The sequence below is a fragment of the Algoriphagus yeomjeoni genome (genome assembly GCF_049821175.1).
Taxonomy (GTDB): domain Bacteria; phylum Bacteroidota; class Bacteroidia; order Cytophagales; family Cyclobacteriaceae; genus Algoriphagus; species Algoriphagus yeomjeoni_A.
In genome coordinates, this window is sequence record NZ_CP187512.1 from 2,276,968 (window position 1) to 2,297,744 (window position 20,777).

Consider the following 20,777-nt stretch of genomic DNA (forward strand, 5'->3'; position numbering starts at 1 on the left):
TCAACTTAAGACAGATACAATTTTAAACATATTACTTCCTTACGCAAGAAAGAATTAATTCAATGGCTTGATTATTCATTTCTGGTCCAAGAGAAATATAAACAGACATATTGGGTATATTCATTTTCAACCTTCAAAACGTCAAAATGAAGAAAAACATACTTCTGCTAGCAATTCTATTTCTGTTTTCATTTTATGTTCTTAAAAAAGAAGTGTGGGAGAAACGTACTCCCACTTCAGTCACGTTGATCAAATCTGAACTTTCCTGGAATGGAGATTCCTTACCCCAATACCCAACCTCCAATCCAGAAATTTCAATTCTAAAAATCACCATCCCAGCACATGCTGAACTTCCTCTTCATTATCATCCCGTCATAAATGCAGGCGTGCTTTTAAAGGGTGAGCTTTTTGTGATCGATGAAGATGGAAATGAACTGACCATGAAAGCAGGCGACCCCATCATAGAAGTAGTGAATAAAAAGCATTTGGGAAGAAATTTGGGCGATGAAGATGCAGAGATAATTGTCTTTTATGCTGGAAGTGCAGGCATGAAGATTACGGAAAAAGTGCAATAGTAACTTCCAAGCCTTAACTTTGACCAAAATATAAATTCATGAACTTTTCAGATTTAGGACTTTCCAAGCAGATACTTGATGCCATCAAAAAAGCCAATTACGATACTCCTTATCCAATTCAGATAGAAGCTATCCCGGCTGTTTTGCAAATGAAAGATGTATTAGGAATTGCGCCTACAGGTTCTGGAAAGACAGCTTCTTACATCCTCCCCATTCTCCAAAGACTTCAGGAAAAGCCTATTAATAAGGGTAGAATGATCCCGATTTTAGTGCTTGTCCCGACCCGTGAACTAGCAAGTCAAGTGGCAGAAGTGACTGAGAATTTCGCCAGATTTTTAACCCGACCTGTCAAAGCATTGGCAGTTTTCGGAGGAGTTTCCATCAATCCTCAGATGATGAAAATCTACGGAACGGATATTTTGGTCGCTACTCCCGGGCGATTGCTGGATTTGCTTTCTAAAAATTCTCTGAATCTGAATCAAGTTGAAATACTGGTATTGGACGAAGCAGACAAGGTGTTGAATATGGGATTCAAAGAGGAAGTAGATTTGATCCTGGAAAAACTACCAAAAAAGCGCCAGAACATACTTTTCTCTGCAACGACCGAAGAAACCGTAGAAGGGTTAATCAATGAAATGCTTCATGAGCCAGTTCGAATCACTGCTGAGCCGGACACTGTTTCCCCAGATCTAATCGAGCAGTATGCCTACCGAGTTCCTATGGAGCAAAAAGGCCCATTCCTGCGTTATTTGATCAATTCTGGGGATTGGTCCCAGATTCTGGTTTTTGCTTCCTCTATCAGAGCAGCGAATAACATCGTCACCAAACTCAACAAAAACGGAATTGATGCTTTAGCTTTTCATGGAGACAAAAGCCAAGGTGCTCGATCTGAAGCTTTGCATCGTTTCAAATCAGGAAAAACCAGGATTCTTGTTGCGACAGATTTAGCAGCAAGAGGAATTGATATTAAGTTTTTGCCGCTTGTGATCAATTATGAATTGCCGAGGTCGCCAAAGGATTATGTACACAGAATCGGAAGAACAGGTCGTGCTGGTGCCACTGGAGAGGCAATTTCCTTGATTGCTGAAGAGGATTTGCATCACTTCAAAATCATCCAAAAGAAGATGAAAAAGCATGTGCAGCTGAGAAGTATAGATGAGATTGAGTTTTAATATGAATATTTCCCGCAGATGGACGCAGAAAAATCCGCAGATCAGCGCAGAGTCGTATAGTAGAGGTTTATAGTTATTGCTCGTGCCTTGAGCACCCATAAAATCACCCAACTCCATTTCAACCCAGAATTTCATTCTGGGCTTTTATTGACCTTGCCGTTGGCAAGGGGTTCAACTTATTTGAGAGAGTACCAACTCAAAAAACATGGCTCATCAATTACTAGGGCCTCATTTAATTTTGGGCAATGATCACCTCAAACCTGCCATTAGGTGTGATCCCCAATTTTCTCATGATCATTTGTGCCAAAGGCACAACCGATAACAGCTCCGAATACAGCGAAGCGTAATTCGGAGTTAACAATTCAGTGGAAATTCAAGAGTGCCAAAGGCAGGATCCATATTTTAAACGAATTCGATTCACAGCATAGCTATTCGACTTAGAAAACCTACTTTAGACTATCGTCAAGCCTTAACTTTAGTCTTATGAAAATTCAACGCTCCTTTATTATCCTTTTGCTTTTCACTTCTCAAGTCACTTTTTCGCAGCAAACAACAAAATCTCCCAACGTCATTCTCATCATCACGGACGATCAAGGCTACGGAGATCTAGGATTCACAGGAAATCCTCACATCAACACACCGACCCTGGATGCTTTCGCTGCAGAGAGTGTTCGATTTACTAATTTCTATGTTTCCCCGGTTTGTGCGCCAACTCGAGCAAGCTTGATGACGGGCCGCTATTCCCTTCGAACCGGTGTGCGCGATACTTACAATGGAGGTGCGATGATGGCTTCAAGTGAAATCACCATCGCTGAACTATTGAAATCAAAGGATTATGCGACTGGGATTTTTGGAAAATGGCATCTGGGAGACAACTACCCTATGCGACCTAGCGATCAGGGATTTGACGAATCACTGATTCATCTTTCTGGCGGAATGGGTCAAGTCGGAGATTTCACTACATATTACCAAGGCGATCGAAGCTATTTTGATCCGGTGCTCTGGCATAACAATCAGCAGGAAGGTTATAAAGGTTACTGTTCAGATATTTTTGCAGGTGAGGCAATCAGGTTTATTGAAAAAAATAAGGACAAACCATTCTTTACCTACTTAGCTTTTAATGCACCGCATACCCCACTTCAGGTTCCAGATGAATATTATCAAAAGTACAAAGACATAGATCCTTCTTCAGGTTTTGGAACTGATGGAAAGCCCTTCTATCCTATGTCTGAAAATAATAAAGAAGACGCGCGGAAAGTTTACGCAATGGTGGAAAACATTGATGATAACCTGAGAAAACTTTTTAAAAAACTGGAGGAACTCGGAATCGAAAATAATACCATCGTCATCTTCATGACAGACAATGGTCCTCAGCAGCAACGCTATGTAGCTGGGCTAAAAGGTCTAAAAGGCAATGTATTTCAAGGTGGAGTAAGAGCCCCATTTTTCATTCGATATCCTAATGGATTCAATGGAAACAAAGAAATCAACACACTTTCTGCTCATTTAGATGTACTTCCTACACTTGCTGATCTCTGTGGATTTGAAGTGCCAAAAGACAGGAAAGTAGATGGTCAAACTCTGCTTCCTTTGATTCAAGGCCAAAATGCTTCAACTATTGACCGCAGTTATTTTGCGTATTGGACGAGAAAATATCCTGAGCTTTACCAAAATATTTCCATCCAAAAAGCAGGCTGGAAGTTGATAGGAAATACGGATTACAATTCAGAAATCGAAAAATTTAACTTATACAATCTGAATGAAGATCCATATGAGCTAAATAATCTTTCCTCAAAAAATGTAACGAAAGCGACGGAATTGAAATCCGAAATGGATGCGATCTACTTGGAGCTGATCAATGAGAAAAATCAAAAAGATCCTCCGATCATTCATGTTGGAAATGCATCTGAAAACCCAATATTTTTAAACAGAAATGATGCTGCTGGAGAGCGGGGAATCTGGGCGCAGGAGGATATTTTCGGCTACTGGAATGTCAGCATTGAGCCGGGAATTTATGACATTCGAGTGAAATTCATCAAACCCGTACCTCCTAAAGGAAGGATGACCATTGAGACTTCCAACTACGCCAACATTGCTTTTGATAAATCCAGCGAAGAAGTGGATATACTTGAAATGAAGGGGGTATCTTTACAAGCGACCGAAGGGCAGTTACTGCCTTTTTATGAGGTGGATGGGCAACGATATTTTCCATTTTGGGTAGAACTTGAGAAAAAATAACTAATCCAAAAACAAAAAGAGGCCTACTTGCAAGAACATAAAAAATTAGCTATCTCCGCTGCTTTATCTCCTTAGCCTTGAGTTTATTTATTTCTCAGTTTAGCATAGAAAAAATGAAAATTACAGAAAAGGATCAAATTAACTCAACATGCATTCTTTGGTGAATTTGTAATCATTCAAAATAATCCAATTGAATCCAGTTACATGTTAACAAAATCTATTCAGATTAATGATTTTTCATCACACTACGATTTACCCTGATTATTCCATAAAAAAATAACCAAATATTTACGAACTCATTAACACCTACCCCTGTTTACCTCAGATACTCCGAGTTTCATGATCAAATAATTTTTAGGGTGGAAAAGAAATACAGCAAAACGGAATACTTTAAGATTGTCCTGGTACTAGGTGCCTTGTGTACGATTAGCCCATTCTCAATCGATATGTACCTCCCAGGTTTTCCTGAGATGGCCAAGGATCTGAATACACCTATCTCCAATATTCAGCTTTCCCTTACTGCCTATCTAGTCGGTATTGCCATTGGTCAGTTGTTTTATGGACCCTTGCTGGATAAGTATGGGCGAAAAAAACCGCTCTATGCAGGTTTGGCTATATACATTCTTGCATCCATTGGGTGTGCGATGTCACAGTCTGTAGAAAATCTGGTTTTCATGCGCTTCCTTCAGGCTATTGGAGGCTGTGCTGGAATGGTGTCTGCGCAAGCTATTGTTCGTGATATTTTTCCAGTGAAGAAAATTGCACAGGCCATGTCCTTGCTTATTCTCGTGATTGCCGTTTCACCGATGATAGCTCCAACTTTAGGTGGTTTTGTCACTGCGGCTTATGATTGGCACTGGGTATTTATCATCCTTGCAGTACTTACAGCTATTATCTGGATTGCTACTGTAGTCGTACTTCCTGCGGGTGCCCTACCGGACAAAGAAATCTCTCTAAAACCTAAGCAGGTCTGGAAAGGCTATATCAGAGTTCTAGAAAACCGGCAATTTTTAGTATACATGCTAGCCGGAGGAATAGCTGGAGCGGCGCCTTTTGCCTACATCGCTAGTTCAGCAGATGTATTTATGAATTTATACGGCTTGAGCGAGCATCAATTCGGTTGGATCTTCGCTATTCTGGCTTTTGCCATGATTGGGTCTACACAATTGAATCATATTTTATTAAAGAAATTTTCATCCCAACAAATCATCAACTTCTCCTTACACTATCAAGTGACTGTAGGTCTGATTTTAGTCACAGGTGTCTACTTTAACTGGTTTGATGTGCTTTCCTTGATCGCTTTGATGTTTGTGTTCCTCACAGCCCACGGCCTGAATGGTCCAAATACCACCGCACTTTCTATGGCACCATTTGCTAAAGCAGCAGGATCCGCTTCTGCAATGCTGGGAAGCATGCGTATGGCAATCGGTGGAATTGTGACGGCAATCGTCAGCTTATTCCACGCAAGTTCTGCATTCCCCATGGTAATGGGAATGGGGATCTGCGCAGTTGGAGGTTTTATAGTTTTAAAAATGGATCAGTCTATCCCGGGAACGATCAGTCGGGAAAGAAACAAAGAAGTGTTTGCCTCTTAAAGCCGAAATTCGTGATGAATTCCGGCTTTTAGATTTTAATCTGTGATCGCCTTTATCAAATCTGGATGAACCTGTTCCCCGGTATTTCGATCAAAGAGTGCAAAACCATAGTCACCAGCATAGCCATTATCCCAATAGAATGGAACCAATCCATGGCTTACCATACTTTTGGTCACATACCTTAGGTAGTCAGCCACGTAGCGGTGGTTTTCCTCAGCTTTTTTCATGATTGCCCCATATTCACCCATCAGTACGGGAACACCTTGATCAATAAAATTGGTTTTCATTTTTTGGAACTGCGCATCCACATGTGATTCCCCTCCCCAAGCAGCTGTTTTTGAAGGATCAGTCGCATTTGTGCCCCATTGGGTGATGATTTCATCCTCCCTCAGCGCGAACTCATACGGATCATAATAGTGAGATTCTACCATCAGACGATCCTCTGTATCATCCGTTGGAATATCGAAGAAATTCACCCCATGGTCAATATTTGTGTTGAATGTCTGTACGACCAGGTTTCTGTAGGTATTTCTCCCACCTGTGGAGCGCACGGCATCGACGAAGGTTTGATTAAAAGAATTCTGCACCTGATAATATTCAGGTTTCGGGGTACCATAATCTCCTTCCACCATCACTTCATTTGTTCCGGCAAAAAGTAGGTGATCATCATAATCCCGGAAATTCAATGCTATTTGAATCCACATTTTCTCCAGTCTATCATTCACATAGTCCTGCTGCGCAAAAGTCGGCTGCATCCAGCCTTCGTCCCAGTGTATGTTCATCAGCGCATACATGTCATTGTCGATCACATAATCCACCACTTCCTGCACTCTAGCCATCCAGGCAGGATCGATTTCATAGGTCTCTGCATTGGTAAATTTACTCCAGGCCACAGGGATTCTTACCGAAGTAAAGCCAGCAGCCTTGATGGCATCAATGAGCGCTTTTGTAGTTTTCGGATTGCCCCAGGCGGTTTCCCCTCCTATCGCTTCTAGGGAATTACCAAGGTTCCATCCTACCCCCATTTCACCTGCCAGATTCAAGCTAGAAATATCGCGCATTCCGGTATTATCGGCGGGGATGTAATATGTAGGAAATTGAGGCTCACTCGCCTCCTGAGTTATTTTAACTGGCTGGATGATAGTCCCGGATCGTATATTTATAACAGTAGTCCGGAGTTCTTCTGTGGGGTTTAAATCAACTTTTACGGATATCTGAGTATTCCCAGATCCTTGTCTTGGGCTCACAGTAATCCACGAGGCATCATGCTCCACCTGCCATTGTTGATTACTCGTAATTGCCAGACTTAATGTTTCTTCAGTAGAAACGAACACTAGCTCGTTTGAAGAAACCATAAGAGTAGCCGGTTCTTCTTTTTCCCCACAGGAGAAAATGCTAAGTGAGAGTAGAACTGCGAGTGAGAAAAATCTAGATAGGTTATTCATAGGGTTTAATTTAATCCTTTCAAAAGTATTCAATCCTTCACTATCCAAAGGGGGCTTAATGTTAGCGAAAAGGGATTCATTTGTTACTTAAATGTATAATTGCTGATAGAACCGCTTGTTTACTCCTATTCTATCGGCAAAGGAATAATCCCTACTTTTGCGATTCCAATACCCGCCCAAACCATGAGCAACTCAAACCTTGCAGTAAAAACAGTTATTTTCAGTATGCTGGGAAATGTTGTTTTGGCTACAATTAAATTTCTGGCAGGCATTTTTGGTAATTCTTATGCCTTGATTGCTGATGGTATAGAGTCCGTTGTTGACGTTTTTTCTTCATTACTCGTGCTTTTTGGGTTGAAGTATTCTTCTAGACCAGCAGACGAAAACCATCCCTATGGTCATGGAAAAGCTGAGCCGCTGATCACCTTTCTGGTAGTCGTTTTTCTTATTATATCAGCCTGTACGATCGCTTATCAGGCTTTCCAGCATATCCTTATTCCCCACGAACTTCCAAAACCTTTTACCTTGACCGTTTTGGCAGCCATAATAATTTGGAAGGAGGTTTCATTCCAGGTGGTCATACGAAGAAGTAAGAAATTGAATAGTGGGGCTCTAAAAGCTGAAGCATGGCATCATAGAAGCGATGCAATTACTTCCGTCGCTGCTTTTATAGGAATTACCATTGCCATTTTTGGTGGAGAGGGATTTGAGGTCGCAGATGACTACGCAGCGCTTTTTGCGGTAGCTTTCATACTTTATAATTGCTATAAAATCTTCAGACCCGCCCTTGGGGAAGTAATGGACGAGAATATCTACGAGGAATTGACCAAGCAAATTCGAGCTGTATCCTTAACTGTCCCCGGAGTAGAAGGAACTGAAAAATGTTTTATCCGAAAAGCAGGAATGGAATACCATGTCGATTTACATGCCTTGGTTCCGGGAGAACTTACAGTAACCGAAGGTCATGACATTTCTCATAAGCTGAAGGATAAGCTATGCGCCGAGATTCCAGAACTGGGAAATGTGCTTATCCATATTGAGCCTTTTTAGAATTAGGAGATAGACTTTTCGGAAAGAATACCTAATTTATACTCCAATCGATTTTTCAACTAAACCCAGATTCTGCCATGAATATCCTTGAGAATTTAGCCTTTGGGAATGAACGTCCTTCCGTCTTCCCTATTCAGCGAACTGACAAAACGAACTATTTCGCCATAGGTCTCCTCCAAGATCAGATCTTAAAAAAACACACGGCAAATGTCCCTTCTTTACTTACTGTGATAAAAGGAGAAATCGAGTTTTTCATCAATGGAGAGAATTTCCTTCTCAAAGAATTGGATACATACGACATACCAGTGATGGTAGAGCATGAAGTGAAAGGCGTCACAGAGAAGAATATTTTTACAATTGTACAAGAGAAATAATAGGATTGAAACCTCCTTTAACTAATACTTCCAAATATTAAAAATAATCCCAAACCCTATGAAAACCTTATTAACCATTGCCCTTTTACTTTCTGTCACTTTTGCCTTTGCGCAAGCAGAAAAAGACGTAGCATCTCGAGTAGAAAAACTCAGATTAGCCTTGATTGACCCCACCGTAGCCAACTTAAGCGAGTTAAGTTCCATCCACCTAAGCTATGGACACTCAAGTGGGAAGTTGGAAAACCAAGCACAATTTATAGAGGCACTCGTTAGTGGTGCATCAGATTTTGCTAAGGTTTCTTTTGAAGACCAAACCATACAAGTAGAAAAAGACATAGCTATTGTCCGACATAATTTAGCAGCAGATGTGCTAGATGGCGGTACATCAAACTCCATTAAAATCGGGGTAATACTCGTCTGGCAGAAAGAAAAAGGCCAATGGAAATTATTGGCCAGACAGGCTTATAAATTGAGCTAAGACTTTACCCTCTAACCCACTGTCTTTTGAAAAAAATACTTTTAGTAGAAGATGACACCCGAGTATGTAGTTTTATCAATAAAGGTCTGACTGAAAACGGCTTTGAGGTCACTATTGCGATGGATGGCACACTTGGACTTCAGCTTGCTCTTACTAGTCAATTTGACTTGATAATTCTGGATATAATGCTCCCAAGCATAAATGGCTTAGAAGTATGTAAGCAAATACGGCTTCAAAAATCGGAGGTCCCTATTTTATTTCTCACGGCTATGGGAAGTACGGAGAATGTAGTCATCGGGCTTGATTCTGGGGCGGATGATTACTTAGTCAAGCCATTTAAATTCATAGAGTTGCTGGCTCGGATCAAAACGCTCATGCGTAGAGGAGGCAAATCAGACGATTCAGAAGATATTACCAGCGACATTTACAGGTTTGCAGATTTAGTTTTGAATGATACTGAAAAGACCGTATTCCGAAACGATCATGAGATCTCATTGACTTCCACAGAATTTCGGTTGTTATTAATGTTTATGAAAAACCCGCGAAAGGTCCTTTCGCGAGTGGATATGCTGCATGAAGTCTGGGGAGTTAATTTTGACATGGGCACTAATGTAGTCGATGTGTATGTAAACTACCTTCGGAAAAAAATGGATAAATACGGAGACCAAAAGCTAATCCAAACGGTAATCGGAATGGGTTATGTGTTAAAAGAATATTGATGCAATAGCACTTGACTGATACCAACGGGCTTAGACCAAATACAGAAAAAAGTAAAAGGCTGAATGGGAAGTTAAAAGACATGTCATTACCCTATGAAACTTCAAAATAAGATAATCTATATCCTGCTTACAGCCTTCATTGGTTACACCCTGCTTTTCAGCGGATTTATCTATTATTCGATTTCCATTTTTGCTTTCACAGACTTTTATAAAAGACTGGAAATTAGAGCAATAGCCACTGCAAAGATAGAGCTCGAGAAACAAAAAGATAGTAATGTGGTCCAGCAATTGCGTCAAGATTACCTAGAACCTCTAGCCAATGAGCAACACCTAATCCTGGAAGACATCAATGAAGAAAACCTAGTGGATGACCCCAGGCTCAAAGATTTCAATAAGTCATTTCTAAATGATGTGGTGGCTGAGGGAATCGGAACCTACAGCCAACAAAATGCTTTTTTCTACGGAACAATCTACAAGACTCCAGACCAAAAAAAGCACTTGGTAATACTTTCCGCCGAAAACTACTTTATCACCCATCATCTCGCCTATCTCAGGAATCTTATTTTTACTTCACTGGCTATAGCCTTTCTACTCATTGTAGTGTTCTCTATTATGTTTTCCCGGAAAATCATTGAACCTATTCAAAACATAATCAAGAAGACAAAAAAAATAGGATCTGAAAATCTTCATATGAGATTGGAGGTTCCCGAAAACAATGATTCAGTCCGAGAACTAGCGCAGACATTCAATGACATGCTTAATAGGCTAGAAACTTCTTTTGAGACACAAAAAAACTTTATCAGCAATGCTTCTCATGAGCTAAACACCCCACTGACCTCAATAATCGGCGAAGCGGATGTCTCCCTTTCAAAACTTAGAAAGCCAGAAGAATATGTCGAGTCTCTTAATGCAATACTGGATGAAGCGGAAAAGCTTCAGAAAAAAACCCAAGCATTGCTTCTGCTAGCGCAAACGGGCTTTGATGGGAAAAAACAAAAGTTCGGAAAAGTACGAATGGATCAGCTGATTTTGGATGTAAAAGAAACAGTAGAGAAAATTCAAACTAAAAATAAAATTTCGCTGGATTTTAGTCTCCTTCCCGAAAACCCCCTTTTACTGAAAGTATTAGGAAACGAGCAGCTGCTACATCTGGCTGTCTCCAATATAGTCCTGAATGCCTGCAAATACTCTGATGGACAGACTGTTAATATTGCTTTGGCAGTAATGGACGGTTCCATTATTATTATCGTGAAAGACAGTGGAATTGGCATTCCCTCGGATGAAATGGACTATATCTATGACCCATATTTCAGGGCTTCCAACACAAAAAATCATGAAGGACATGGGATTGGCCTTCCTTTGGCACGAAATATCATCCGAATCCACGATGGGGTATTAAAAGTAAATTCCTCGCTCAACAAAGGCACGACCGTAGAAATTCACCTACCTAAAGGAGACTTTGTCCTCTAATCTAATTCTAATTTCAGCCCCTCAAAATCTAATTAGATCTTAATCTCATCCTTAGTCCATTCTAATACCTCGAAGATAATTTAGCCCCTGTTGATTATAACTGACAACAGCTATGGCAAAAACTATCTTAATACCAACCGACTTCACAGTTGAATCGCTGAATCTTGTAAAGACAGCCCTGGAAAATAACGCAGACCATTCTGAGAAATTAAGATTAATTCTCGTTTACGGTCAATGGGCCTCCTCCTCCATTACTGAATTACTTTTTTATTCCAAAAGGAAAGTACTGGAAACTCTGGAAAATGAGGAATTTAAGTGCAGTTGCGAGATGCTTTTGAGCAAATATGAGGCGATCATAGAGCATATGTCGATTGATATCTTCAGCGGCAACAACCAAAATGCTTTTGAAAACTACTTGGAAGGCAACAAAGTCACCGAAGCATACATCCCTCGAAACTATAAGTTTAAATTAAAAAACAGCAACAGTTTTAACCTGATCCCATTTTTCACCAAAAGTAAAACAAATCTCTTCAAGGTTAATTGGCATACAGTATCTGTAGAAAACGCAGAAAGCAGTAAAAACGAATTATCCTCTTTGTTTTTCACACATGGACAAGTAGCCCATTAAACTACACTATAATGAAATACACCTTCATCTATTTGGCGATATTTACCTCTACGATGGTGGTGTACTTTGCTCTTCTATCGCTACAGGAGTCACCTACTTCTAATATTCTAGGAGAATGGAAGGAGATTTCATGGGAATATGAAAAGTTGGATTCAATCCTGCGAAAGGACAATAGTTTCGACTACATGGTAACAGACCATATTAAGGAACAGATTAGTGAAAATCTAATTATTCATAAAGCGGAGACCTGGAAATTCACTGACGATGAAACATTGGAAATGCAAGGGTCTGAAACTCAAAAATCACTGCATTGGACACTCAAAGGCCGTGGAAATATCCTTCAAATCGATGGGGCAAACTTGATGGAACATTATGAAATACAAGAGCTCAGTTCAGATCGTATGGTATTACACTTCAATTTTGACATGCAAGTACGTGGTATTGTCAAAATGACTTTCGAAAAAATCAATACCTAATCCAATGATCAGTAACAATCAAACTCGAACAGTCAAAGAAAACATACAACTCGGTTCCTTGACGGCTTTTTCAGCGGGAATGGTAAACGTTATTTCTGTGATTATATTTTTCGCGTTCACTTCGAATGTTACTGGACATTATGCGATTTTGGCGCAAGAGATTTCCCATGGCAATTGGTATCAGGCACTGGTTGTTTTTGGCTGGATTGGTTTGTTTTTTTTAGGGAATTTCACTTCAAATCTGATCGTAATCAATTTCCGAAAAGAAAAAGCTTACTTGGCGCATTCCATCCCAATCGTATTGGAAATCCTGTGTTTGCTGGTGGTTGGCACTTACATTCAATTTTATTATAAGGAAACTTTATTGGAAACGGAATTGATGGTGAGCGCAATGCTATTTGCTATGGGTATCCAAAATGGACTTACTGCCACCATTTCAAATTCGGCGGTCAAAACAACTCACCTGACCGGATTAACTACTGATCTGGGAATACTTGCTTCACTCTTTACCAAAAAAGAAAATCGAGAAAATCCGCATCTGAGAAATAAGTGGAAATTACTATTGACGATCATGTCATCTTACCTAGCAGGGGGGATTTCGGCAGGATATATCTACCTAACCATAGCCTACAATGTTTTTTATATCGTTTGTGTCTTTTTGTTGATTGTCATCGGATATGATTTCTACCGAATAAAAATGAGAAACTTGCTTCAAAGAAAGCAACCGTATTATAGAAAAATCATTAAAAGTCAAACTCCTCAACTTTCTAATCATTAACAAAATAGACAAAACAGAGTTTACTAGTCACCCAAAATTAACAGATTAACATAAAGGTTTTGAACAATCAAAAAAGACAGTCCGATTAGTGGGGCTGTCTCTTTTTTTTGAGTTAAGAAATTTACGGTTTACTCATCTTTAATTGGTTTTTTATGCCAATAGGAAGCGAGTATAGAACCACTGACATTCATGAACGGGCCAAATACGGCAGGAGCTAAACCAACTGTGGCGATCTTTCCCATCTCCTTGGCAATACCAGAGGCTAGTCCCCCATTTTGCATTCCGACTTCTATCGCTATGGTTCGACAATCTTTTTCACTAAGTCTAAACAATCTACTTGCCCAATAACCAAGCACATATCCGAAGAGATTATGAGCAATTACTAGGACGATTAATAAAGGACCAATGTCCAGAAGACTATCTCTACCCGCAGCTACTATTACTACCAAGATCAATGCTATGGCAGCCATTGAAATTATAGGCATGAGATCATCCAGCCATTTGGCTTTTCCTTGCAAGAAGTAGTTAAAAATAAGGCCTGCCCCAATTGGTAGGATAACCATTTTCACGATGCTAAGCATCATTTCTACTACGTCAATCGCGACAAACTCTCCTGCAAGCCAGCCCATTAAAAAAGGAGTCACAAAAGGTGCCAACAAGGTAGTCACAGAAGTGACAGTAATAGAAAGTGCAAGATTGGCTTTGGCAAGGAAAGCCATCACATTCGAAGCCATTCCACTCGGCGAGCATCCGATTAAGATAATTCCGGCTGCAATCTCTGGCGGAAAGCCACTCATGTTTGCCAATGTAAATCCAATAAACGGCATAATGGAAAACTGGCAAAGTACACCTATTAAAACTCCTTTGGGCATTTTGACTACACCAAGAAAGTCTTTGATACTCATCGATGTCCCCATTCCAAACATGATCACTTGAATCAAGGGAACAATCAATGCGCTAAATTTAAAGCCCTTATATTCTTGGAAATACTGTGGATAATAGAGGGCAATTGCAACTGACCCGAAAATCATGAGGGAGTAAGCGTACCCTTTTAGTTTCGGAATTCCAAGAAATGTTATCGCGCACAAAAAGAAAAAACCGATCCAAAGGGGGCCGGCATTTGCAATACCTGAAAAGAGAGTAATGCCAAGTGCAACCAAGAGTAATACACCGCTAATTATTGACAGGGCTTTTGTAATTGTTGGGTTCAAAATGAGAAACTTTTGAGTGAATTCTTTTTTTAAAACAACCCGAAAACCAGTTTTACAACAAGTCTTCGGGTTTTCTAGCAATAAGCAAAATAGGCTTTTTTAACTGTAGGTTCTATCGTGAGAGCGCTTCTCATTCCACATATCCGTAGGAGCAAAATATGAGCTATCCGAAGGATGCAAGTGAGCTTTTACCACTTCTTCATTCAACTCAATTCCTAAACCTGGTGCTTCTAAAGGAACTGGAGCATAGCCTTTGTCGATCATTTTGCCTCCACCCGTCATAGTAACCAAATCCTCCCACCAAGGTACATCAACTGAGTGATGCTCCAAAGCAAGGAAATTCTGAGTTGCTGCTGCACAATGAACATTCGCAATAAAGGAAACAGGAGTTCCAGCTTGGTGCATAGCCATACCAATGCCTTTTTCTTCAGCATAATCAGCAATGCGCTTTGTTTCCAAAAGTCCTCCTGAAGAGGCTAAATCTGGATGCACGATATCCACAGCATGATTATCGATCAAGTCTTTGAAGTATTCTAATAAATAGATATCCTCTCCTGTGGTCGTTGGCGTATTCAGTGCATCAGTAATCGTCTTATGCTGCTGCCACATCTGCCATGGCACCATATCCTCCAGCCAAGCTAATCGATACTTATCCAGTGCCTGCCCTAGTCTAATGCAGTTGTTTAGATCAAAGTGACCATAATGATCCGTAGATATAGGAATTTCATAACCTACCATCCCACGTACATGATCCACGATTTTGGCCAATTCATCCAGACCCTTTTCGGTAATCTGCACACCGGTGAATGGATGGGCCGTGTTTGCATAGGACATATAGCCCCCTTGCCACTGACTTTTACCCATTTTGAAAATCTCTGGATTGACAATACATCCGGGGATATCCATGATCTCTCCAATAGAAACATCCATTTTGAGCCAAGTATAGCCTTGTTCTTCTGTTCTGAATTTAATCAACTTCAATTGCTCCTCGGGAGATTTTGCTTCAGGCGTATCTGCATATAGCCTCACAGAATCCCGATATCTACCACCTAAAAGTTGCCAGGCAGGCACATTGTATGCTTTGCCACAAAGATCCCAAAGGGCCATCTCAACACCACAAACCCCGCCGGCTTGTCGAGACTGCCCACCAAACTGTTTGATGATTTTAAAAATCTTTTCAACATTACAAGGATTTTCCCCGAGAATCCTGCTTTTCAGCATCAGTGCATACCTAGGATCAGCACCATCCCGAACCTCTCCCAATCCATAAATTCCTTGATTAGTATCAATCCGAAGAATAGCAGTGCCACCCATCACATTTGTATGCGCATAGCGAAGATCTGTGATCTTTAGATCTGATGGAGCGGAAGCCCGGCGTACATTCTTGGTAGTTTCAGCCATGGTGTCTTCTATTCCGAGTCCCATTAATGCGGTGAGACTTAATCCACCAAGAGCTGTCTTTTTCAAAAAATCCCTTCTATTGTCCTTTGTAAAGGGGTTATCAATCTCCGCCTGACGCTGCGCAGTGTATGCGCGCTCCTGCTCCTTATTCTTTTGAATGAGGTGTTGTAATGTGCTTTTCATGGTCTATTGGGTTATTGTTTTTATTTTAATTAAAAATGGGAATTACCAAAGAATGACCTAATCGAGTGATTGATGAGGTCTTTCTTTTGCTTTTGAAATGGGAAATCATAAATTCTAATTGAGGACTCAATAATTTCTTTCCTTCAGGTAATCATCCAATTCCTGTTTGGTCATCGGAAGCTTGCCCGGGTAATTATTTAACCAGTTAAGAAAATCCTTCTTTATCTCTTCGGTCCATTGGCTGTCGATCTGTCCCGCAAGATATTTTCCTTCCCGAAGTCTCTGGTGCCCAAACTCGTCACGTAAGCCAGTTACTTCAGAGGTCAAAACAAGCTCCTCCACCAGATAGGCTGGGATAAAAATCACCCCGTATTTCTTTGCTAAAACTACATCTCCTGGGAGCACCGTAGCTCTGCCAACCCGAATAGGACTGTTGATAGAAGTAAGCATCATTTGTTGAATGTAAGATGGATCTTGTCCTTTCATCCAGGCATTGAATCCTTCGATTTCTGACAGACCTTCCTGGTCACGAACAGAACCGTTAAAGACCACGCCGCGCTGGGATTTGGCATAGATGGCATTTCCGAGATTATCACCGATCAGCGTTCCATCTACTATTTTACCATAGCCATCAGCAACATACACATCCCCATTTGTGAGAATATCAATAGGCCAAGAATTCGTCCCTCCCTTAGGAGACCTACCTTCTTTTTCTACTCCCTGATCTTTCACCTGCTTTTCCAAATCTGGCCGCAGTGGCATGTACTGAGCAGTCACTACCCGACCAGTCATCGCTGCATCAGGAAGCATGATTTGCCAATCGCCCTCATATTGGTTCTGATAACCTTTGTTGCGCAAAACTCCCCAAGCTTCTTCTATGGAGATATTTTTCAGGCGCTCCAAAATTGAATCAGAGACTTTAGGTCTTCCATCAGGAAATCGCTCGCCAGTCCATTCAGCAGTTAAGGCTTTGATGTATTCGGGAGAAGCGCCCACATTTTGGGCTTTCAACTCTGTATTTGGCAGTAAAAAGAGACAAGAAAAAGCACCGATCAAGAGCGAAATCTTGATGCTTTTTTGGGGGTTTGAAATTGGGTTCATTGGTATTTTGGATTTAGGTTTTTTTCTTCACTATATCTCACTGAAGAAAAAATATTAACTGATTTACTCAAAGAATGGAATACCTGGGACTGCATGCTTTTTCATCCCTTCCTCGTTGATTTCTACACCGATTCCAGGTTTCTCAGAGACTGTTATAAAGCTATTTTCTGTTCTTGGGCCATCATAAGTCACTATGTCTTTCCATAGGTCATCTGTGTCCATATAGATTTGCCACTCCATGATCTGGAAGTTAGGTACAGAGGCACAGACATGGCAACTCGCCATTGCTCCTAAGAAAGAAGCTACCATATGTGGAGAAAAAGGCACATAATAAAGATTTGCTAGGTTTGCTATTCGTTGGCCTTCTCCGAGTCCACCTGCTTTTTGCAAATCAGGCATAATAATATTCAATGCTCCGTCTGATAATAGTTTTGTGAAACCGTAGGCGAGGTAAATATTCTCACCAGCACAGATCGGAGTACTAGTCTCCTGAGTGATGTGCTTATACATTTCCGGATTATCAGCAGGAATTGGTTCTTCCAAGAACATCAAGTTTAACGGTTCATATGCTTTCGCCATTTTCATTCCCGTTATCGCGTCGTAACGCCCGTGCATATCTACACAGATATCAATATTTGGCCCTACCTCTTCTCGTACTGCCGCAATGGCATTGTACATTCTGTCTATTTCCAAAGGACTTGCCGTCCAGTTGAAACGGTCATATTTATTGGGATCTCTAGCGTCATCCACATCAAATTTTACTGCATTGTAGCCTCTGGAAACGGCGTTTCTAGCCGCTAGCGCATAATCATTTGGAGTTGGATTGGTGGAGGTGTAAAGTGCTGTATCGCAGTAAACACGAATTTTATCTCTGAATTTCCCACCCAATAATTGATAAACAGGGACATTAAAAACCTTTCCGGTAATATCCCAGAGTGCTGTCTCTATCGCTGTCAAAACTGCCACAAAAACGCCAGATTGTGCGCCACCAAAAAAAGCTCCTTTTCTGATTTGCTCTGCAAGACGATTGGGGTTAAGTGGGTTTTGTCCTTGAAGCTGCCTGCCCATCCGCTGAATCATGTAGTAAGTGCCTTGGATAGCATCTACTGCTTCTCCACAGCCCCAGACGTCTTGATTGGTATATATTTTAACATAAACAGCCCCACGCACATAGCCACATTTTACATCTGTGATTTTCAGGTCAGAAGGATTAGAGTATGGATTTTGCTTGGCAACGGCTTCATTTAGTCCACCAAAAGTACCCATCAAGCCGGCGCCAGTCAGTCCGGCTACGGCACTTTTTTGTAGAAATGATCTTCTTGAATTCTTAGATTTCATAGGTTTTATGGGTTGTATTAAATATTACCAGGTTCTGTTTTTAAGTATTTCTTGAATTTGCTCGCGAGCTATTGGCAGTTCATCTATATGGGATTCTAGCCAATGAGAAAAGTCTTTCTCTATCTCATCAGACCATCTGGTATCGATATCTCCAGCAGTGTATTTTCCCTCTCTAATCCTCTCATGTCCAAACATATCTCTCAGACGCACTACTTCAGAAGTGACTACCACTTGCTCCACTAAGTGAGCAGGAATAAAGGATACTGCTCCATCACGACCCAAAACCACATCACCAGCCATCACTGTAGCTTGACCAATTTTTGTAGGTTTATTGATGCCAATCAACATGGTATTCAAATCTCGAGGTTGATTGTGATGGGAAGGATGATAGCTACGGAAATAGGAAGTGAACCCACCGATTTCTTTGAGCCCGGCGATGTCTCTGATCGCTCCGTTATAAACTATTCCATTGCCTGAATTGGCAAAAATTGCATTGCCCACATTATCGCCGATCGTCGGACCTCCATCATGAATTCCAAATTGATCGGCTACATAGACATCGCCTTTCACCAACAAATCCACCGGCCAAACATTTTGACCCTTTTTTCCTTCAGCCTGTCCACGAGCATCTATAGCTCCATGAATATCTGGTCTGCCAGGCATAAAAGTGGCAGTCAAAGCCCTCCCCACCATAATGCTGTCAGGGTTGATCATTTCCCAGCCTTCGGCATATTGATATTTATAGCCTGCATTTTTCATCACTGCCCATGCTTCGTCATGGGTTACGATTTTCATACGCCTCAGTAGGTCATCAGAAACTTTAGGGCGACCATCATCAAATCTTTCCCCTTTCCACTCTTGAGTAAGAAAGAGCATTTCCTCTTTGGAAATTTGCTGTGCAAAAGAATCTATCCCTAAAAAGAATAGAAACAGTAGGGTTATATAGGTTTTGTTCATTTCGGAATATAACTAAAATCAAAAAAACCGAGCCTGGATTTTCCAGACTCGGTCATATTACTATTTGTCCCACCAAACTTTCGTTGCAAGATTATCAGCTCCACTAGCCGAAATAGCAGCCTGCACGTTTTCAGAATTTACAGAAATCTCTGAATTTGGATAAGTTATCCGATTTATAAAATCAACCTCTTTTCCAGGAAAAGGATTGGTGGTAAGCATAGGAAATCCAGATCTACGGAAATTGGCAAAAGCTTCCGGTCCATTCATAAATGATGACACCCAATATTGAGTATTTATCATTTCAAGCGCCTTAGAAGCATCAAATGGATTTGCTGCTAAATATGCATCTGCTGCCGCTGGCGCAATAGAAGATGCAGCATCTACTGTCCCCAACTGTTCCATGTGAGCCTTTACTCCCGCGTTATAGTAAGATTCGACATCTCCTGAACTAATCCAGCCTCTTTGTCTAGCCTCAGCTAAAAGAAGGTTGTTTTGCGAAGCTGTAACTAAGAAGTTTGGTGCTGTATTTTTCGCAAGTCTTCTTCTGTCTGCTTGGGCAAATTCATAGAAGCTTGTTAATCCCAAATTAGCAGCAGCTTGTACCGCACCAGCATTGTCATTTCCCAGAGGCATCCCCACGTGCACACTAGCGTCATAAGTACCGGCTGCCACCGTCTGCTCTGGACCTGATTTGGCATCTACATAAGTGATTGCTATCGCAGAGAGGCGAGGGTCATTTTTACTTTTCAAATAATCCACAAATGGAGCTGTCAAATAGAAATTCGATGCCTCTGTAGAATTCAATAAGTTTCCAATTGTATTCAAATAGTTAGCATCATGGTTAATTTTTGCATTATCGGCATTTGAAAGAATCACTCCGCCCTGAAATGCTGCCTGAACTACCTGTTGAGCTTTTGTTGCATTTACAGCACTCAGTCTCATTCCAGCTCTTAGCAATAGTGAGTTTCCAAAGCTTTTCCACTTATTCAAATTCCCTCCATACAGGATATCCGCAGTTTCAATTTTCCCAGAAAGATTCAAAGCTGCTGTAGCCTCAGTCAATTCCTTGATGATGTCCTCATAAATAACTTCTTGAGAATCATACGTAGGGAAAAATACCTGTTGAGAATAGCCTAATCCACCTTCGAAATAAGGTATACTTCCATAGTCATCAGTCAAAACCATAAATGCAAATGCCTGAATAATCCGTGTCATGTTAAGCAGATTAGCTCTGGTCGGATCACCTTGGACTTGACTGATTACATCTCTGGTGTTCTTGATCACATCTCGATAATATCGCTGCCAAAGTTCCTGAGTTGCGTTTCTATTATCTTGATTGAAATTAGCACCTGTTAGTACGCCGGAATTTGGCGAAATAATCTGTTGAACAATGCCTATGTCATATATCAGTGTACCGTTTGGATAAGCGCAGCCAACAATTGCTGCATTTAATTGAAACGCTGGGTCAATAGCCGTAGCACTAACTTTATTAGTATTTAGCTCGTCGAAATTGCTATCGCAAGCTGATGCATACATCAGAATGGACGCTAAGAATATATAATTTAAGATCTTTTTCATGTCTGTATAG

General features: G+C 40.8%; 19 protein-coding genes. 12 read left to right on the plus strand and 7 right to left on the minus strand.

Going from position 1 to position 20,777, the window contains the following annotated elements:
* Positions 1 to 146: 146 nt before the first annotated feature.
* From ACPUEN_RS09025 to ACPUEN_RS09040, 4 genes are all read left to right on the plus strand, one after another.
* On the plus strand, positions 147 to 575 hold the full coding sequence (locus tag ACPUEN_RS09025) for a cupin domain-containing protein (protein ID WP_425639872.1): 429 nt from the start codon (positions 147 to 149) through the stop codon (positions 573 to 575).
* A 38-nt stretch (positions 576 to 613) separates the two neighbouring features.
* Entirely contained in the window at positions 614 to 1,747 is a 1,134-nt protein-coding gene (locus tag ACPUEN_RS09030; protein ID WP_425639874.1) for a DEAD/DEAH box helicase, read from the plus strand.
* Positions 1,748 to 2,230: 483 nt separating this feature from the next.
* Entirely contained in the window at positions 2,231 to 3,985 is a 1,755-nt protein-coding gene (locus ACPUEN_RS09035; protein WP_425639876.1) for an arylsulfatase, read from the plus strand.
* 359 nt (positions 3,986 to 4,344) lie between these two features.
* On the plus strand, positions 4,345 to 5,580 hold the full coding sequence (locus ACPUEN_RS09040) for a multidrug effflux MFS transporter (RefSeq protein WP_425639878.1): 1,236 nt from the start codon (positions 4,345 to 4,347) through the stop codon (positions 5,578 to 5,580).
* A 35-nt stretch (positions 5,581 to 5,615) separates the two neighbouring features.
* On the opposite strand, the gene ACPUEN_RS09045 is transcribed toward ACPUEN_RS09040, so the two are convergent.
* Positions 5,616 to 7,025: a cellulase family glycosylhydrolase gene (locus ACPUEN_RS09045; RefSeq protein ID WP_425639880.1), complete on the minus strand. Its 1,410-nt coding sequence runs from the start codon at positions 7,023 to 7,025 to the stop codon at positions 5,616 to 5,618.
* Between the two features lie 183 nt (positions 7,026 to 7,208).
* Here ACPUEN_RS09045 and ACPUEN_RS09050 point away from each other — a divergent pair, with 183 nt between their 5' ends.
* The 8 genes from ACPUEN_RS09050 (at position 7,209) to ACPUEN_RS09085 (ending at position 12,998) form a co-directional block, all read left to right on the plus strand.
* A complete protein-coding gene (locus ACPUEN_RS09050) occupies positions 7,209 to 8,075 on the plus strand; it encodes a cation diffusion facilitator family transporter (protein ID WP_425639882.1) in 867 nt (288 codons plus the stop codon).
* Between the two features lie 77 nt (positions 8,076 to 8,152).
* The gene (locus ACPUEN_RS09055) at positions 8,153 to 8,449 is read left to right on the plus strand and encodes a hypothetical protein (RefSeq protein WP_425639884.1); all 297 of its coding nucleotides are present in this window, start codon (positions 8,153 to 8,155) and stop codon (positions 8,447 to 8,449) included.
* 58 nt (positions 8,450 to 8,507) lie between these two features.
* Positions 8,508 to 8,927 carry a nuclear transport factor 2 family protein gene (locus ACPUEN_RS09060; RefSeq protein ID WP_425639886.1) on the plus strand — a complete coding sequence of 140 codons (420 nt, stop codon included), beginning with the start codon at positions 8,508 to 8,510 and terminating at the stop codon, positions 8,925 to 8,927.
* Positions 8,928 to 8,953: 26 nt separating this feature from the next.
* The gene (locus ACPUEN_RS09065) at positions 8,954 to 9,646 is read left to right on the plus strand and encodes a response regulator transcription factor (protein WP_425639888.1); all 693 of its coding nucleotides are present in this window, start codon (positions 8,954 to 8,956) and stop codon (positions 9,644 to 9,646) included.
* 93 nt (positions 9,647 to 9,739) lie between these two features.
* Complete coding sequence (locus ACPUEN_RS09070; RefSeq protein WP_425639890.1) at positions 9,740 to 11,116, plus strand: HAMP domain-containing sensor histidine kinase; 1,377 nt, start codon at positions 9,740 to 9,742, stop codon at positions 11,114 to 11,116.
* A 112-nt stretch (positions 11,117 to 11,228) separates the two neighbouring features.
* Complete coding sequence (locus ACPUEN_RS09075; protein ID WP_425639892.1) at positions 11,229 to 11,744, plus strand: hypothetical protein; 516 nt, start codon at positions 11,229 to 11,231, stop codon at positions 11,742 to 11,744.
* Positions 11,745 to 11,755: 11 nt separating this feature from the next.
* Positions 11,756 to 12,220: a hypothetical protein gene (locus ACPUEN_RS09080; protein ID WP_425639894.1), complete on the plus strand. Its 465-nt coding sequence runs from the start codon at positions 11,756 to 11,758 to the stop codon at positions 12,218 to 12,220.
* 4 nt (positions 12,221 to 12,224) lie between these two features.
* Positions 12,225 to 12,998 carry a YoaK family protein gene (locus tag ACPUEN_RS09085; RefSeq protein ID WP_425639896.1) on the plus strand — a complete coding sequence of 258 codons (774 nt, stop codon included), beginning with the start codon at positions 12,225 to 12,227 and terminating at the stop codon, positions 12,996 to 12,998.
* Positions 12,999 to 13,126: 128 nt separating this feature from the next.
* Here ACPUEN_RS09085 and ACPUEN_RS09090 read toward each other — a convergent pair whose 3' ends face one another.
* From ACPUEN_RS09090 to ACPUEN_RS09115, 6 genes are all read right to left on the minus strand, one after another.
* On the minus strand, positions 13,127 to 14,029 hold the full coding sequence (locus ACPUEN_RS09090; RefSeq protein ID WP_425639898.1) for a bile acid:sodium symporter family protein: 903 nt from the start codon (positions 14,027 to 14,029) through the stop codon (positions 13,127 to 13,129).
* A 279-nt stretch (positions 14,030 to 14,308) separates the two neighbouring features.
* A complete protein-coding gene (locus tag ACPUEN_RS09095) occupies positions 14,309 to 15,793 on the minus strand; it encodes a mandelate racemase/muconate lactonizing enzyme family protein (protein WP_425639900.1) in 1,485 nt (494 codons plus the stop codon).
* A gap of 126 nt (positions 15,794 to 15,919) precedes the next feature.
* Positions 15,920 to 16,894 (minus strand): RraA family protein, encoded by a 975-nt coding sequence (locus ACPUEN_RS09100; protein ID WP_425639901.1) that lies wholly within the window; start codon positions 16,892 to 16,894, stop codon positions 15,920 to 15,922.
* A 63-nt stretch (positions 16,895 to 16,957) separates the two neighbouring features.
* Positions 16,958 to 18,232, minus strand: coding sequence for a mandelate racemase/muconate lactonizing enzyme family protein (locus tag ACPUEN_RS09105; protein WP_111611696.1), 1,275 nt, complete (start codon positions 18,230 to 18,232; stop codon positions 16,958 to 16,960).
* Positions 18,233 to 18,256: 24 nt separating this feature from the next.
* Complete coding sequence (locus ACPUEN_RS09110) at positions 18,257 to 19,189, minus strand: RraA family protein (protein WP_425639904.1); 933 nt, start codon at positions 19,187 to 19,189, stop codon at positions 18,257 to 18,259.
* A gap of 60 nt (positions 19,190 to 19,249) precedes the next feature.
* Entirely contained in the window at positions 19,250 to 20,767 is a 1,518-nt protein-coding gene (locus ACPUEN_RS09115; protein WP_425639906.1) for a SusD/RagB family nutrient-binding outer membrane lipoprotein, read from the minus strand.
* Between the last annotated feature and the right edge of the window lie 10 nt (positions 20,768 to 20,777).

What these genes read in the sequence shown, in the direction of transcription:
- ACPUEN_RS09095 (WP_425639900.1), bottom strand. Translation starts at nt 15,793, where the DNA reads ATGAAAAGCACATTACAACACCTCATTCAAAAGAATAAGGAGCAGGAG.
- ACPUEN_RS09030 (WP_425639874.1), top strand. Translation starts at nt 614, where the DNA reads ATGAACTTTTCAGATTTAGGACTTTCCAAGCAGATACTTGATGCCATC.
- ACPUEN_RS09115 (WP_425639906.1), bottom strand. Translation starts at nt 20,767, where the DNA reads ATGAAAAAGATCTTAAATTATATATTCTTAGCGTCCATTCTGATGTAT.
- ACPUEN_RS09075 (WP_425639892.1), top strand. Translation starts at nt 11,229, where the DNA reads ATGGCAAAAACTATCTTAATACCAACCGACTTCACAGTTGAATCGCTG.
- ACPUEN_RS09055 (WP_425639884.1), top strand. Translation starts at nt 8,153, where the DNA reads ATGAATATCCTTGAGAATTTAGCCTTTGGGAATGAACGTCCTTCCGTC.
- ACPUEN_RS09045 (WP_425639880.1), bottom strand. Translation starts at nt 7,025, where the DNA reads ATGAATAACCTATCTAGATTTTTCTCACTCGCAGTTCTACTCTCACTT.
- ACPUEN_RS09080 (WP_425639894.1), top strand. Translation starts at nt 11,756, where the DNA reads ATGAAATACACCTTCATCTATTTGGCGATATTTACCTCTACGATGGTG.
- ACPUEN_RS09100 (WP_425639901.1), bottom strand. Translation starts at nt 16,894, where the DNA reads ATGAACCCAATTTCAAACCCCCAAAAAAGCATCAAGATTTCGCTCTTG.
- ACPUEN_RS09050 (WP_425639882.1), top strand. Translation starts at nt 7,209, where the DNA reads ATGAGCAACTCAAACCTTGCAGTAAAAACAGTTATTTTCAGTATGCTG.
- ACPUEN_RS09070 (WP_425639890.1), top strand. Translation starts at nt 9,740, where the DNA reads ATGAAACTTCAAAATAAGATAATCTATATCCTGCTTACAGCCTTCATT.
- ACPUEN_RS09110 (WP_425639904.1), bottom strand. Translation starts at nt 19,189, where the DNA reads ATGAACAAAACCTATATAACCCTACTGTTTCTATTCTTTTTAGGGATA.
- ACPUEN_RS09105 (WP_111611696.1), bottom strand. Translation starts at nt 18,232, where the DNA reads ATGAAATCTAAGAATTCAAGAAGATCATTTCTACAAAAAAGTGCCGTA.
- ACPUEN_RS09060 (WP_425639886.1), top strand. Translation starts at nt 8,508, where the DNA reads ATGAAAACCTTATTAACCATTGCCCTTTTACTTTCTGTCACTTTTGCC.
- ACPUEN_RS09025 (WP_425639872.1), top strand. Translation starts at nt 147, where the DNA reads ATGAAGAAAAACATACTTCTGCTAGCAATTCTATTTCTGTTTTCATTT.
- ACPUEN_RS09035 (WP_425639876.1), top strand. Translation starts at nt 2,231, where the DNA reads ATGAAAATTCAACGCTCCTTTATTATCCTTTTGCTTTTCACTTCTCAA.
- ACPUEN_RS09090 (WP_425639898.1), bottom strand. Translation starts at nt 14,029, where the DNA reads ATGATTTTCGGGTCAGTTGCAATTGCCCTCTATTATCCACAGTATTTC.
- ACPUEN_RS09085 (WP_425639896.1), top strand. Translation starts at nt 12,225, where the DNA reads ATGATCAGTAACAATCAAACTCGAACAGTCAAAGAAAACATACAACTC.